Annotated in this window: 15 protein-coding genes; 10 read left to right on the top strand and 5 right to left on the bottom strand. The window is 66.7% G+C overall.

The window, feature by feature from the left end; all coding sequences use genetic code 11:
- Positions 1-95: 95 nt before the first annotated feature.
- Both ACZY08_RS14775 and ACZY08_RS14770 read right to left on the bottom strand, forming a co-directional pair.
- The gene (locus ACZY08_RS14775; RefSeq protein WP_463745901.1) at positions 96-731 is read right to left on the bottom strand and encodes a LysE family transporter; all 636 of its coding nucleotides are present in this window, start codon (positions 729-731) and stop codon (positions 96-98) included.
- A 21-nt stretch (positions 732-752) separates the two neighbouring features.
- Positions 753-1,163 carry a nitroreductase family deazaflavin-dependent oxidoreductase gene (locus ACZY08_RS14770; protein ID WP_463745902.1) on the bottom strand — a complete coding sequence of 137 codons (411 nt, stop codon included), beginning with the start codon at positions 1,161-1,163 and terminating at the stop codon, positions 753-755.
- Between the two features lie 104 nt (positions 1,164-1,267).
- Here ACZY08_RS14770 and hisD point away from each other — a divergent pair, with 104 nt between their 5' ends.
- From hisD to hisI, 8 genes are read left to right on the top strand one after another with little or no spacing between them, the layout of a single operon-like run.
- Positions 1,268-2,596 carry a histidinol dehydrogenase gene (hisD, locus tag ACZY08_RS14765; protein WP_463745903.1) on the top strand — a complete coding sequence of 443 codons (1,329 nt, stop codon included), beginning with the start codon at positions 1,268-1,270 and terminating at the stop codon, positions 2,594-2,596.
- A 31-nt stretch (positions 2,597-2,627) separates the two neighbouring features.
- Entirely contained in the window at positions 2,628-3,767 is a 1,140-nt protein-coding gene (locus ACZY08_RS14760) for a histidinol-phosphate transaminase (RefSeq protein WP_463745904.1), read from the top strand.
- Positions 3,764-4,372, top strand: a complete 609-nt coding sequence (gene hisB / locus ACZY08_RS14755) for an imidazoleglycerol-phosphate dehydratase HisB (protein WP_463745905.1) — start codon at positions 3,764-3,766, stop codon at positions 4,370-4,372. The genes ACZY08_RS14760 and hisB overlap by 4 nt, the downstream gene beginning before the upstream one ends.
- On the top strand, positions 4,369-4,986 hold the full coding sequence (hisH, locus tag ACZY08_RS14750; protein ID WP_463745906.1) for an imidazole glycerol phosphate synthase subunit HisH: 618 nt from the start codon (positions 4,369-4,371) through the stop codon (positions 4,984-4,986). Before hisB ends, hisH begins: the two co-directional genes overlap by 4 nt.
- Positions 4,983-5,717, top strand: a complete 735-nt coding sequence (gene priA / locus ACZY08_RS14745; RefSeq protein WP_463745907.1) for a bifunctional 1-(5-phosphoribosyl)-5-((5-phosphoribosylamino)methylideneamino)imidazole-4-carboxamide isomerase/phosphoribosylanthranilate isomerase PriA — start codon at positions 4,983-4,985, stop codon at positions 5,715-5,717. The genes hisH and priA overlap by 4 nt, the downstream gene beginning before the upstream one ends.
- A complete protein-coding gene (locus ACZY08_RS14740) occupies positions 5,714-6,544 on the top strand; it encodes an inositol monophosphatase family protein (protein ID WP_463745994.1) in 831 nt (276 codons plus the stop codon). Before priA ends, ACZY08_RS14740 begins: the two co-directional genes overlap by 4 nt.
- Positions 6,541-7,326 (top strand): imidazole glycerol phosphate synthase subunit HisF, encoded by a 786-nt coding sequence (gene hisF, locus ACZY08_RS14735; protein WP_463745908.1) that lies wholly within the window; start codon positions 6,541-6,543, stop codon positions 7,324-7,326. Before ACZY08_RS14740 ends, hisF begins: the two co-directional genes overlap by 4 nt.
- A gap of 34 nt (positions 7,327-7,360) precedes the next feature.
- Positions 7,361-7,702 carry a phosphoribosyl-AMP cyclohydrolase gene (hisI, locus tag ACZY08_RS14730; RefSeq protein ID WP_463745909.1) on the top strand — a complete coding sequence of 114 codons (342 nt, stop codon included), beginning with the start codon at positions 7,361-7,363 and terminating at the stop codon, positions 7,700-7,702.
- Between the two features lie 425 nt (positions 7,703-8,127).
- On the opposite strand, the gene ACZY08_RS14725 is transcribed toward hisI, so the two are convergent.
- Positions 8,128-8,538, bottom strand: a complete 411-nt coding sequence (locus ACZY08_RS14725) for a hypothetical protein (RefSeq protein ID WP_463745910.1) — start codon at positions 8,536-8,538, stop codon at positions 8,128-8,130.
- 457 nt (positions 8,539-8,995) lie between these two features.
- On the opposite strand from ACZY08_RS14725, the gene ACZY08_RS14720 reads away from it, so the two are divergent.
- Complete coding sequence (locus ACZY08_RS14720) at positions 8,996-10,657, top strand: N-6 DNA methylase (protein ID WP_463745911.1); 1,662 nt, start codon at positions 8,996-8,998, stop codon at positions 10,655-10,657.
- Positions 10,647-11,654, top strand: a complete 1,008-nt coding sequence (locus ACZY08_RS14715) for a hypothetical protein (RefSeq protein ID WP_463745912.1) — start codon at positions 10,647-10,649, stop codon at positions 11,652-11,654. Before ACZY08_RS14720 ends, ACZY08_RS14715 begins: the two co-directional genes overlap by 11 nt.
- Here ACZY08_RS14715 and ACZY08_RS14710 read toward each other — a convergent pair.
- Positions 11,651-12,448, bottom strand: a complete 798-nt coding sequence (locus ACZY08_RS14710; protein WP_463745913.1) for an ABC transporter ATP-binding protein — start codon at positions 12,446-12,448, stop codon at positions 11,651-11,653. The two genes, ACZY08_RS14715 and ACZY08_RS14710, sit on opposite strands and share 4 nt — an antisense overlap.
- Complete coding sequence (locus tag ACZY08_RS14705; protein WP_463745914.1) at positions 12,445-13,116, bottom strand: FadR/GntR family transcriptional regulator; 672 nt, start codon at positions 13,114-13,116, stop codon at positions 12,445-12,447. Before ACZY08_RS14705 ends, ACZY08_RS14710 begins: the two co-directional genes overlap by 4 nt.
- Positions 13,117-13,189: the final 73 nt, after the last annotated feature.

The raw sequence follows: 13,189 nt of genomic DNA, 5'->3' as shown, positions 1-13,189 counted from the left end.
GCCGGTCGCAGATCATGCCCGGCCTCGACAACTAAACTGAGGATTTCGGTCAACATGTGGCTGGAATCCTCGGTTTAGTGCACGACGGAGCGGTCCTAGGCAGTCGCGCCACGGCGGACCAGCGACAGCACCACCGCGGCGGTGGCGAACAGTCCGGAGAACACCCGGCCCAGGATGGTCTGCTGGCGCGGTGTCTGCAGCCAGGTGAGCAACCGTGCGGCCAGCCCGGTGTAGAGGCTCATCACCACGATGTCGACGGCGACCATTGTTGCCGCGATCGTCAGGTATTGAGGCAACAGCGGCGCCGTCGGCACCACGAACTGTGGCAGCACGGCGAGCAGGAACACCAAGCCTTTCGGATTGGTGGTGTTCACCAGGAAGCCCCGCATCATCAATGCCAGCCGGCTCCGCTCGACGGTGCCGCCCATCCGGGCGCGCAGGTCCTGCGAGGCGCTGCGCCACTGCTGGACCGCCAGGTAGATCAGATAGGCCACACCCAGCCATTTGACGATCTGGAAGGCCAGGACCGAGCCGGCGACGACGGCGCCCAACCCGACGGCCACCAACACCAGTTGCAGCATCAGTCCGATCTGCAGCCCCACCACGCTCCACGTGCCGCGGCGGACGCTGTGAGTCAGGCCGGTGGCCATCGACAGAATCGCCCCGGCTCCGGGGGACACGCTGATGGCGATCGACGCGCCGAGAAACGCCAGCCAGATCTGCCAGGTCATGTATGCAGTCTGGCGAGTGTGTCAAACGATATCTGCGACGAAGACGCCGGTCCGGCGGGCGCCGATGCGGGCGATTCGCGGGAGTGTCGGATCGTCGGTGCCTGCGGGCAGGACGCGGGGGTTGGTGATCTTGATGTCGCCGCGGAACACGTGCACGTCGGCCTCGCCGGCTGACAGGACGTTCTTCACCCAGTTGGTCTTTCCGTGGGCCAGCAGAACCGCCAGCGTATTGCCTTTGCGGTAGCTGGTCACGATGGTCTCGTACGGCGTTCCGGACTTCCGGCCGTGGTGCTTGATCACTGTGAACCCGGGCAGGCGCTTGGAGAGCGGTCTGAGGGCCGGGTTGATGTACTTGATCTGGAACCGCTCCAGCGCGGGCGGCACCAGCATCGGCACACCGGGAACGTCGTTGGGATGGTCTTTCGCTGACATCTAGGGCTCCATTCGGCAGTCTGTGACCACCCTACGGTGGGCCGTGTCGGCGGCAGCGGGCGACGGATTTTTATGAACTGGACTGATCAGGGACAATTGAGCCGATGGCCGAGTTTCAGATGTCCCGAATCGACCTGCGTAACCGCGTACTCAACGCTGCGCAGCTGCGATCCGCGCTGCCCCGCGGCGGAGTCGACGTGGACGCAGTGGTGCCCAAGGTCCGCCCGATCGTGGAGGCCGTCGCCGAGCACGGCGCGAAGGCTGCCCTGGATTACGGCCATACGTTCGACGGCATCCGGCCCGATACCGTGCGGGTGCCGGCTGCCCGATTGGCTGCCGCGCTGGCTGAGCTCGCCCCCGACGTACGCGCTGCATTGCAGGTCGCGATCGACCGCGCTCGCACCGTGCATGCCGATCAGCGCCGCACTGATACCACCACCACGCTGGCCCCCGGTGCCACCGTCACCGAACGCTGGGTGCCGGTCGAGCGTGTCGGGCTGTACGTGCCCGGCGGCAACGCCGTGTACCCGTCGAGTGTCGTGATGAACGTGGTGCCCGCACAGACCGCGGGCGTCGATTCGCTGGTGATCGCCAGCCCGCCGCAGGCGGAATTTGACGGCCTGCCGCACCCGACCATCCTGGCCGCCGCCGCACTGCTCGGCGTCGAAGAGGTGTGGGCTGTCGGCGGTGCGCAGGCAGTGGCGCTGATGGCCTACGGCGGCACCGATACCGATGGCGCCGAACTCGCGCCGGTCGACATGATCACGGGCCCCGGCAACATCTACGTGACCGCCGCCAAGCGGATCTGCCGCTCGCAGGTCGGCATCGACGCCGAGGCCGGTCCGACGGAGATCGCGATCTTGGCCGATGGCACGGCCGATCCGGTACACGTCGCCGCGGATCTGATCAGCCAGGCCGAGCACGACGAGATGGCGGCCAGCGTGCTGGTCACAGACAGCGAAGCGCTGGCTGAAGCCACCGACCGCGAGCTCACCCGCCAGTTGGCCACCACCGTGCACGTCGAGCGCGTCCGGGTGGCGCTCTCTGGTAAGCAGTCCGCGATCGTGCTGGTCGACGACATCGAGGCGGGGGTGCGGGTGGTTAACGCCTACGCCGCCGAGCACCTCGAGATCCAGACCGTAGATGCGCCCGCTGTGGCCAGCCGGATCCGTTCTGCGGGAGCCATTTTCGTCGGCGCCTGGTCTCCGGTCAGCCTCGGCGACTACTGCGCCGGGTCCAACCATGTGCTGCCTACCGCCGGCTGCGCCCGGCACTCCAGTGGCCTGTCCGTGCAGACGTTCCTGCGTGGCATCCACGTCGTCGAATACGACGAGGCCGCACTCAAGGACGTTTCCGGACATGTCATCACGCTGTCCAAGGCGGAAAACCTGCCCTCGCACGGCGAGGCGGTACGACGGAGGTTCGAGCGGTGATGAGCGCTTGCGCGAAGAGCAGAGGACGCTGATGAGCGCACAAGATGTGACGCTGGCCGATCTGCCGCTGCGCGAGAACCTGCGCGGGAAATCACCTTACGGTGCACCGCAATTGGTGGTTCCGGTACGGCTCAACACCAACGAGAACCCGCACCCGCCGACCCAGGCCCTCATCGACGACGTCGCCGCCTCGGTCCGTGAGGTCGCGGCCGAACTGCACCGCTATCCCGACCGGGACGCGGTGTCGTTGCGCACCGATCTGGCTACCTATCTCACGGCGGCCACCGGGGTGCAGCTCACCATCGACAATCTTTGGGCGGCAAATGGTTCCAACGAGATCCTGCAGCAGTTGTTGCAGGCCTTCGGTGGGCCCGGACGTACTGCGATCGGGTTCGTGCCGTCGTACTCGATGCACCCGATCATCTCCGACGGCACCCAGACCGAGTGGCTGCAGGCAGCCCGGGCTGACGATTTCGGGCTTGCCGTCGACGTAGCTGTGGCGGCAGTAAAGGAACGCACACCCGACGTGGTGTTCGTTGCCAGCCCGAACAACCCGTCGGGACAGAGCGTTTCGGTCGACGACCTACGCCGTCTGCTTGAGGCGATGACCGGTGGGATCTTGATCGTCGATGAGGCCTACGGCGAGTTCTCGTCGCAGCCCAGCGCAGTCACCCTGATCGACGAGTTCCCGGCCAAGCTGATCGTCACCCGCACGATGAGCAAGGCGTTCGCCTTCGCCGGCGGACGGCTCGGTTATCTGGCTGCCGCTCCCGCGGTGATCGACGCGCTGCTGCTCGTGCGCCTGCCGTATCACCTGTCGGTGCTCACCCAGGCCGCCGCCTGCGCGGCACTGCGGCATGCCGACGACACCCTGGCCAGCGTCGCCACTCTGGCCGCCGAACGTGACCGGGTGAGCGCCGAACTGACCCGACTCGGCTACCGGGTGATCCCGAGCGACGCGAATTTCGTGTTGTTCGGCGAGTTCGCCGACGCCCCGGCCAGCTGGCAGCGCTACCTGGACAAGGGGATCCTCATCCGCGATGTCGGCATCCCCGGCTTCCTGCGCACCACAATCGGTCTGGCTGAGGAGAACGACGCGTTCCTGGCAGCCAGCGCCGATCTCGCCGCCACTGAACTTCAGCCCGCCAACAGCCCGGTAGGAGCATCGTGACCCGTCGCGCGAAGGTCGAACGTAAGACCAGGGAATCCGACATCGTCGTCGAGATCGACCTCGACGGCACCGGTGTCGTCGACATCGACACCGGTGTCCCGTTCTTCGACCACATGCTGACCGCGCTGGGCACCCACGCCAGCTTCGATCTCACGGTGCACGCCAAGGGCGACATCGAGATCGAGGGGCACCACACGATCGAGGACACCGCGATCGTGCTGGGCCAGGCGTTGGGCCAGGCCCTGGGTGACAAGAAGGGCATCCGCCGGTTCGGCGACGCATTCATCCCGATGGACGAGACGCTCGCGCATGCGGCCGTCGATGTGTCCGGTCGGCCCTACTTCGTGCACACCGGAGAGCCCGAGTTCATGGTGGAGTTCACCATCGCCGGGTCCAGCGCGCCGTACCACACCGTGATCAACCGGCACGTGTTCGAATCGCTGGCATTCAATGCCCGCATCGCATTGCACGTGCGCACGTTGTACGGCCGCGACCCGCACCACATCACCGAGGCGCAGTACAAGGCGGTGGCCCGCGCGCTGCGTCAGGCCGTCGAATACGACGCGCGGGTAACCGGCGTCCCGTCCACCAAAGGCACCCTGTGACAAAGAAAGTCATCGTGCTCGACTACGGATCGGGCAATCTGCGCTCGGCCCAGCGGGCGTTGGAGCGCACAGGTGCCGACGTCGAGGTCACGGCAGATCCCGGCGCGGCGGCCGCGGCTGACGGTCTGGTGGTGCCCGGTGTCGGTGCGTTCGAGGCCTGTATGACCGGGCTCCGCGCGATCGGGGGCGAGAAGATCATCGCCGACCGCCTGCAGAACGAACGTCCGGTTCTGGGCGTCTGTGTGGGCATGCAAATCCTGTTCGCTCGCGGGGTTGAGTTCGGGACGGAGTCCACCGGTTGCGGTCAGTGGCCCGGCTCGGTGACCCGGCTGGAGGCCCCGGTGATCCCACACATGGGCTGGAACGTCGTCGACGCGGCGGCAGGCAGCACGCTGTTCAAGGGGCTCGACGCCACCACGCGTTTCTATTTCGTCCATTCGTACGCCGCCCAGGAGTGGTCCGGTAACCCGGATGCATTGGTTACCTGGGCGACGCATCACGTGCCGTTCATCGCCGCCGTCGAAGACGGCGCGTTGTCGGCCACGCAATTTCATCCGGAGAAGAGTGGCGACGCCGGTGCGACGCTGCTCGCGAATTGGGTTGAGGGACTGTGAGTTTAATTCTGTTGCCTGCCGTCGACGTGGTGGACGGCAAGGCCGTGCGTCTGGTGCAGGGCAAGGCCGGCAGCGAGACGGACTACGGTTCGGCGTTGGAGGCCGCGCAGGCCTGGCAGCGCGACGGCGCCGAGTGGATCCACCTGGTCGATCTGGACGCCGCTTTCGGCCGGGGCAGCAACCGCGAGCTGCTGGCTGATCTGGTCGGCAAGCTCGACGTGAAAGTCGAACTGTCCGGTGGCATCCGCGATGACGACTCTTTAAAGGCCGCCATGGACACCGGCTGTGCCCGGGTGAACATCGGAACCGCGGCGCTGGAAAGTCCCGAGTGGTGCCGCGGTGCCATCGCCGAATATGGCGACCGGGTGGCGGTCGGGCTGGACGTGCAGTTCGAGAACGGCAGCTGGCGGCTGCGCGGCCGCGGTTGGGAAACCGACGGTGGCGATCTGTGGGACGTTCTGGATCGTCTTGATCGCGAAGGGTGTTCGCGCTACGTCGTCACCGACGTCACCAAGGACGGCACCCTCACCGGTCCTAACCTGGAACTGCTCGCCGCGGTCGCCGACCGCACCGACGCCCCGGTGATCGCATCCGGCGGGGTGTCCAGCCTCGATGACCTCCGGGCGATCGCCACCCTGACGGGCCATGGTGTCGAGGGCGCGATCGTCGGGAAGGCGCTCTACGCCGAACGATTCACTCTGCCGCAGGCACTGGCCGCGGTCAGCGGATAAGCGAGGTGGGTGACCTGGATCCGTCGAAGCTGGCCGCACTGGTTGCCGCGGCGACCGAGATCCTCGACGCGGCATCGGTGCCGTTCATCGCCGGGCACCGCGCCGATTCCGCGGTCACCAAGCAGGGCAACGACTTCGCCACCGAGGTCGATCTCGCGATCGAGCGGCAGGTGGTGCGGGCGCTGACCGAGGCCACCGGGATCGGGGTTCACGGCGAGGAATTCGGCGGTGAGCCGATCGATTCGCCGTTGGTGTGGGTTCTCGACCCGATCGACGGCACGTTCAACTACGCGGCCGGGTCGCCGATGGCGGCGATCCTGCTCGGCCTGCTGGCCGATGGCGAGCCGGTAGCCGGCCTGACGTGGCTGCCGTTCACCGGACAGCGCTATTCGGCGCTCGCCGGAGGGCCGGTGCGCGACAACGGCACCGCGCTGCCACCGCTGGGATCACCGACGCTGACCGACTCGATCATCGGCATCCAGACCTTCAACATCGACTCCCGCGGCCGGTTCCCCGGGCGCTACCGGGTCGAGGTGCTGTCGAACCTCAGCCGGGTGTGCTCGCGCGTGCGGATGCACGGCGCCACTGGAGTGGACCTGGCCTATGTTGCAGCCGGAATCCTGGGTGGAGCCATCAGTTTCGGCCATCACATCTGGGACCATGCCGCCGGCGTAGCGCTGGTTCGCGCGGCCGGGGGGATCGTGACAGACCTGGCCGGTGAGCCGTGGACGGCCGAGTCGAAGTCGGCACTGGCCGCCGCGCCCGGCGTGCACGAACGCATGCTGGAACTCGTGAAATCCGCTGGCAATCCGGAGGACTACCTGTGAACACCATCAGTGACGTCGCGACAAGGGTCATCCCGTGCCTGGATGTCGACGCCGGCCGGGTGGTCAAGGGCGTCAACTTCGAGAACCTGCGCGACGCGGGCGATCCCGTCGAACTCGCGGCGGCCTACGACGCCGAAGGCGCCGACGAGCTGACCTTCCTCGACGTGACCGCGTCCTCGTCGGGCCGGGCCACCATGCTCGAGGTGGTCAAGCGCACCGCCGAGCAGGTGTTCATCCCGCTGACCGTCGGCGGCGGCGTGCGCGCGGTCGACGACGTCGACGTGCTCCTGCGTGCCGGCGCCGACAAGGTGTCGGTCAACACCGCCGCCATTGCCCGGCCCGAACTCCTGGCCGAGATGGCCCGCCAGTTCGGCTCCCAGTGCATCGTGCTCAGCGTCGACGCCCGTACCGTGCCGGCCGGCGATCAGCCCACCCGCTCGGGGTGGGAGGTGACCACGCACGGTGGTCGCCGCGGCACCGGCATCGATGCGATCGAGTGGGCCGTGCGCGGCGCCGAACTCGGGGTCGGCGAGATCCTGCTCAACTCGATGGACCGCGACGGCACCAAGGCCGGATTCGATCTGCCGATGCTGCGTGCGGTGCGCGCGGCGGTGGGCGTCCCGGTGATCGCCAGCGGCGGTGCCGGAGCGGTGGCCGATTTCGCGCCGGCCGTCCAGGCCGGCGCCGACGCGGTGCTGGCTGCCAGCGTGTTCCACTTCCGGGAACTGACCATCGGTGAGGTGAAGGCGGCGATGGCGGCGGAAGGGATCATCGTCCGATGAGCGCAGCGAAGAGGACAGATCGAGGTGTGGCGCGATGAGTCTCGACCCGGCTATTGCGGCACGCTTGAAGCGGAACGCCGACGGCTTGTTCAGTGCGGTGGCGCAGGAGCGGTCCACCGGTCAAGTACTGATGGTCGCCTGGATGGACGACGACGCGCTGGCCCGTACCTTGGAAACCCGTGAGGCCACGTACTTTTCGCGGTCCCGCGGCGAGCAGTGGGTCAAGGGCCTGACATCCGGGCACACGCAGTACGTGCACTCGGTCCGCTTGGACTGCGACGGCGACACGGTGTTGCTCGAGGTCGATCAGACCGGTGCGGCCTGCCACACCGGGGCGCACACGTGCTTCGACGCGGACGTGCTGCTTTCCGACTGACGGTTCGATTCGTTTGACGACCGCCCTAGCAGGTCGCGTTAACCAATGCCTCATGAACGCCGCCACCACGGGAAAACACCGTGGCGGTGGCACGCATGATCGCTCCAAGTCGTCTTGTGGGTCATCGAATCCTCCGCAGCCGGTATCGAAAGCCGACGACACGCCACTGATTCAGCGGTTCGGTAGTCAATCATCCCAGGCGAGGGAGTAGTGACCTGGCCCCGTTTCGTAGCAATTCGCGTACCGGATACCGGAGGCCTTTAGTTGTTTCTCTGCCGCCATGCAGGCCACGCGATTCGTCCCGTAGTCAACGGTGTCGTAGGCGTTGGCGACGGCTACGTCAACCATCGATAGGGTCGCTGAGGCGATGCCGACTAAGACCATCTTGCGCCACAAGTTCACGACTGAAATCCTGCCGATCGTCATTAATTCGCGTCTTCTTTGTTGGCGGCTTCGACCAAGTTCGACAGCGACATGCCGTCCATGTTGTAGAACATTGCGCCGGTCGGATCCGCCGTAACGTTCACCTGCACGTATTTCTGCGTGCCTTTGGGCGTGGTGATGGTGAGAAGACCCCGGTATTGGTTGAGGTCGACGTTGATCAGCTGCAGGTCGTCACCCAGAGTGAGAGCGAGATCCTTTGTCCCCTCACTGGTCGCTAACTGCGCGCGAGCCAGCGACACAACCTGGGCAGCCACGGCGTCTACATTGGTCGTCGGCGGAAGGGCGGCGGGGGTTTCCCACCAGTGCCCGCCTACCACCACAGATATCGCGAACGCAGCGACAGCGGACGCGAGGACGGTTTGCGCAATACGAATGATGTTGTCTGTCTTCATTGTTTGCTTCCCCGCCTACGCCCAGCGGCGCTGTCCCCTTGCCGCCGTGCAGCAAACAGTACAACCACGAGTCGTTGCAGGACGCAAATCGGCCACGAACCTCGCGGAGCGATGATGTGCCCTGGCGCAGGATGCGCGTCGGAGTTGAGGGTGCCAGGGCTAGGGTGCCCGAGCTTGGGGACGGCGGCAGAAAACGCGCCAATCGCCGGTCACCCCTGGCGCGCGCCGGCGTCGCGCTCAGTTGCACCTCGGAATTAGACCGATCCGAACTTAACATCATCGACCAGCCTGACGCCGGTAACGACCTCAGCTCCGGCCCATTCGCGAGGTGGATCAACGCACCGGTCGAACCTGAGAACTTTTCGGTCAGCTGGCACCTTCCGCCGCCACCGGACCCCGATCCTGATCAACCGGGGTTCTATCCGGTGGCCGCCTTATCACGCACCATCGCGTTGCGATGTCCGAACTTGTCGGGGCGATCGGCAACAATGACGGGATGACCGACACCGCCGCGACCCGTAAAGCGCGCGGTGCGTTCTTCACCCCGCCCGAGATTTCGCGTTACCTCACCAGATGGGCCATCCGGTCCGCTGATGACGCGGTCTTCGAGCCTGCGGCAGGGGAAGCCGTGTTCGTGGTCGAGGCCGTCACGAGGCTGACCGAATTGGGGGCCATCCAGCCGAGGGTTGACGGAGTGGAACTCCACGCGGCCAGCGCGGCCACTGCACGCAGGCGCGTCGCCGCGGCCGGCGGCACGGCCCGCATCAGGACTGCCGATTTCTTCACCATCGACCCGCGTGCTGAATACACCGCGGTGATCGGCAACCCGCCCTACATCCGTTATCAGGACTTCCGCGGCGCCACCCGGGCCCAATCGCGCCGGGCCGCGCTCAAAGCCGGCGTCACCCTGTCGGGCCTGGCCTCGAGTTGGGCGGCGTTCACCGTGCACGCCGCGCTCTTCCTGCGGCCCGGCGGCCGGCTGGCGCTGGTGCTGCCCGCCGAGCTGCTCAGCGTGAACTACGCGGCGGCAGTACGGAAGTTCTTGTTCGAGCGGTTCACCAGTGTCGAGTTGGTGATGTTCGACGAGCAGGTGTTTCCCGAGGCCGAGGCCGACGTGGTGCTGCTGCTGGCAGACGGCTACGGTGGCGGTCCGTGTGACCACGCGGTCATCCATCGGGCCCGCAACGCGGCATCACTGACATCTGAACTCGCACAACGTCGTTGGTCGCCGCGCGATCCCGCCGACAAATGGGTCAGCGGGCTGATCGGCAACGCACCGGTCGACGCGCTCCACGGTCTGCAGACCGACGGGCATTTCACGATGCTGGAGAGTTGGGGTGACACGACTCTGGGCATGGTGACCGGCAACAACAGCTTCTTCGCGCTGTCCCCGGAACGCGTCGGTGAACTGGGTCTGCAGCGCACCGATCTGCTGCCGTTGTCCCCGCCCGGCAGCGCGCACCTTCGCGGGCTGACACTGACCGCCGACCAGCTGGACAAACTGGGGGAGGACGGCCGGTCCATCCACCTGTTCCGGCCGCTCGGGCAACCGTCGGGCGCCGCGCAGCGCTACATCGACGCCGGTTACGCCGCCGGCGTGCATCTCGCCTACAAGTGCCGGGTGCGCCGGCCCTGGTACCTGGTCCCACTGGTGAATCCGGCCGACTTGCTGCTGACCTGTATGAACGCCGACACCCCGCGGTTGATCACCAACCGGGTCAAGGCACATCACCTCAATTCGGTGCATGGCGTGTACCTGCGTGAGGGGCCGCGGACGCTGGGCCGCGACCTGCTGGGGTTGGCCGCGCTGAACTCGGTGACTGTGTTGCACGCCGAGATCGTGGGGCGCTCCTACGGCGGCGGCATCCTCAAGATCGAACCCCGTGAGGCGGACCGTTGGCTGGTTCCGTCGCCTGATCTGGTGGCGGCTCGCGCCGACGAGCTGCGGGCGGTGCGTCGTCGCGTCGGCGCGCTGTTGGAACGCGGCGGACTGCTGGAGGCGACCCGCATCGTCGACGACGCGTTGGGACTACCGGCCCTGATCGTCCTGGAACCTGTTCGGACGGCGCGCGATTCATTGGCAACGCGCCGGACGGTAAGGTCTCGGCGTGCCCGCTGAACCGTCGACCAAAGCCACTGCGTGGGCCATCTTCGACCGGATCGTGGCTGACGCCGCGCCCGGGGGCATGCACACCAACCCCTGGGTGCGGGTGGCCGGCGATCTGAGCTTCGTCCCCGATTTCCGGGTTCTGCGGAAGCTGCTCGGGGTGCCGTTGTTCCTGGATGCGCCGTCCACCACCGGGGTTCCGGCCCTGGCCCTCGATGTGTGGCTGGCCTACGAGTTGCGCCGCGCCGGGTTCGATACGGATGCGGTGTGGCCCAGGGCGACCGATCCGCGGATCATGCCCGGCGCCATCGCCAGCCTGCTCGAAGCGCTGCCGCAGAAGGAGCGGCACCTCATCGAGCAACGGCTCAAGCGGTCGATGAAAGGCGTTGCCGCGTCGAGCGCGAGCGTGTTGGGCAAGCACTACATGAAACAGGTCGACGTGGTGATGTCGGACTGGGACACCGGCCCGGAATTGCTGATCAGCACCAAACGCATGGATTCCAGCTTCGGCAAGAACGCCGCGAACCGTGTCGAGGAAAGCTACGGCGACGCCAAGAATCTGCGCCTGCGCCACCCGTTGTCGGCGCTGGGATTCGTCTACGGCTTGCGCTCGACGATCCTGACTACGGAACCGGACAAGGCTGAGTGGCTCATCGACCTGCTGGGCAAGCTCGGCACCGAGGACGACGCCTATCACGCCGTGGCGCTGGTGATGATCGATTACGACTCCGAGGTCGTTGAATCCGCGGACGAAGAAGTCGACAGCATCGAAAAGGCCGAGCCGGACGCACTGTTCGAGATCGTGGACGTTGCCACAGCCGCTGTCGACGAGGCCTTGGCGGCATTGCCCGACATCGCCATTCGGCATGACGTTGTTCCGCCCGAGCTGCAGCCGTCGCGTTTTCTGGCGACCATGGTCAACCGCGTCATCGACACCACTCCGGTGACCCGGCATCGCGAGGCGCGCCGACGCCGCAACACCCCAACCGAGCCCGAGCGCCAGGCTTAGAGCACTCGCGAACTGGCCTTGGCCCGCGCGCTCCAGCGGCCGTCCTCATGTCCGACCACCACGGGGTGAGCGAAGGCCTCGCTGACATGCTCGGTGTTGACGACATCGCGGGCCGGGCCGCTGGCGACGGTGCGCCCCTGCGCGATCAGCAGCGCGTGGGTGGTGCTGGTTGGCAGCTCCTCGAGGTGGTGGGTGACCAGGATCGAGGCCATGTCGGGGTGTGAGTCATCCAGTGTGTCAAGGGTTTCCAGTAGTTGTTCGCGGGCTGCGACGTCCAGGCCGGTGGTGGGTTCGTCCAGCAGGAGTAGCTGAGGATCGGCGATCAACGCTCGTGCGATCAAGGTGCGGCCCCGCTCGCCCTGTGACAGTGTCGGCCAGATCGCGTCGGTACGGGCCGAGAGTCCCACGGTGTCGATCAGTTCCTCGGCTCGGCGCGCCTGCTCGGTGGTGGGCGTCCAGTGCGCGGCGATGTCGATGGTGGCGGTGATGCCGGTAAGCACCACCTCGCGCACGGTGAGCGGGTACTGCAGGCGGTGCCGCGGATTCACGTGACCGATGGAGCGCCGCAGCACCGCCAGGTCGGTGCGGCCCATCTGACCGCCGAGCACCCGCACGGTGCCCGAGGTCGGAAACGTCACGGCGGCACAGAAACCCAGCAGCGTGCTCTTGCCGGCTCCATTGGGTCCCAGCAGGGCCCAGTGCTCACCGGACTGCACGGTCAGGGAGATGCCGTCGATGATCTGCTTGCCGTCACGGCGGAAGGTGACATCGGCGATGTCGAGGACCGGCGTCATGCGAAAGACTCCTTCAATGAGCTCAAATGGGTTCGGCTGGCGGCCGCGGCGGCCTCGGGATCCCGGGCGACGATCGCGTCGGCCAGCTGCTGGTGCAGGTCGTGATCGCAGGGTTCGGACGCGACCGGCCGGATCTTGAGCATGTCGATCATCGCCAGGCGCAGCCGGGGGAGGAAGGCGTCGAACAGCTGGGTCAGCACGTCATTGTGGGCCGCGGCAATCACCGTTCGGTGAAACGCCATATCCGCGTCGACGTGGTCGGGTACCGACTGGCCGAGCACACCGCGCGCGGCCAGGGTGCGACGGATCGCGCGCAGATCGGCAGGGGTGCGCCGGGTGGCGGCGAGTGCGGCGGCCTCGGCTTCGATGGCGATACGTGCCTCGATCACCGACACGATGGTGGCGCGGCGCAGCACGGTGTCCCAGTCTTCGGCGGCGTCGAGCGCCGTCACGAATACCCCGGCGCCCTGGCGGCTCTCCAGCACACCCCTGCCGGACAGTTCACGGATGGCTTCACGCAGGGTGGAGCGGCCCACGCCGAGCTGTGTGGAGAGGGTCGTCTCGCCGGGAAGGCGATGGCCCAGCGGCCACTCGCCCTGGCGGATGCGCGTCAGGAGGAGCTGGGCGGTCTGGGCTGCCAGCGGGTGACGCTGAACTTGGGACGTCATCACAACCTGTCTACTTGTCTGAGGAGTTGTGTATAGTCTACGCATCATGACGCGCGTCCTCCTGCTTAGCCGC

The organism is Mycobacterium sp. IDUB_9, assembly GCF_055419505.1.
This window is presented reverse-complemented; position numbering and strand designations above follow the sequence as displayed.

Bases quoted from the DNA above. Each gene is read 5' to 3' on its own strand.
- ACZY08_RS14725 (WP_463745910.1), bottom strand. From the start codon at position 8,538: ATGAAGACAGACAACATCATTCGTATTGCGCAAACCGTCCTCGCGTCC.
- ACZY08_RS14705 (WP_463745914.1), bottom strand. From the start codon at position 13,116: ATGACGTCCCAAGTTCAGCGTCACCCGCTGGCAGCCCAGACCGCCCAG.
- hisD (WP_463745903.1), top strand. From the start codon at position 1,268: ATGGCCGAGTTTCAGATGTCCCGAATCGACCTGCGTAACCGCGTACTC.
- ACZY08_RS14760 (WP_463745904.1), top strand. From the start codon at position 2,628: ATGAGCGCACAAGATGTGACGCTGGCCGATCTGCCGCTGCGCGAGAAC.
- ACZY08_RS14720 (WP_463745911.1), top strand. From the start codon at position 8,996: ATGTCCGAACTTGTCGGGGCGATCGGCAACAATGACGGGATGACCGAC.
- ACZY08_RS14770 (WP_463745902.1), bottom strand. From the start codon at position 1,163: ATGTCAGCGAAAGACCATCCCAACGACGTTCCCGGTGTGCCGATGCTG.
- hisI (WP_463745909.1), top strand. From the start codon at position 7,361: ATGAGTCTCGACCCGGCTATTGCGGCACGCTTGAAGCGGAACGCCGAC.
- ACZY08_RS14710 (WP_463745913.1), bottom strand. From the start codon at position 12,448: ATGACGCCGGTCCTCGACATCGCCGATGTCACCTTCCGCCGTGACGGC.
- ACZY08_RS14775 (WP_463745901.1), bottom strand. From the start codon at position 731: ATGACCTGGCAGATCTGGCTGGCGTTTCTCGGCGCGTCGATCGCCATC.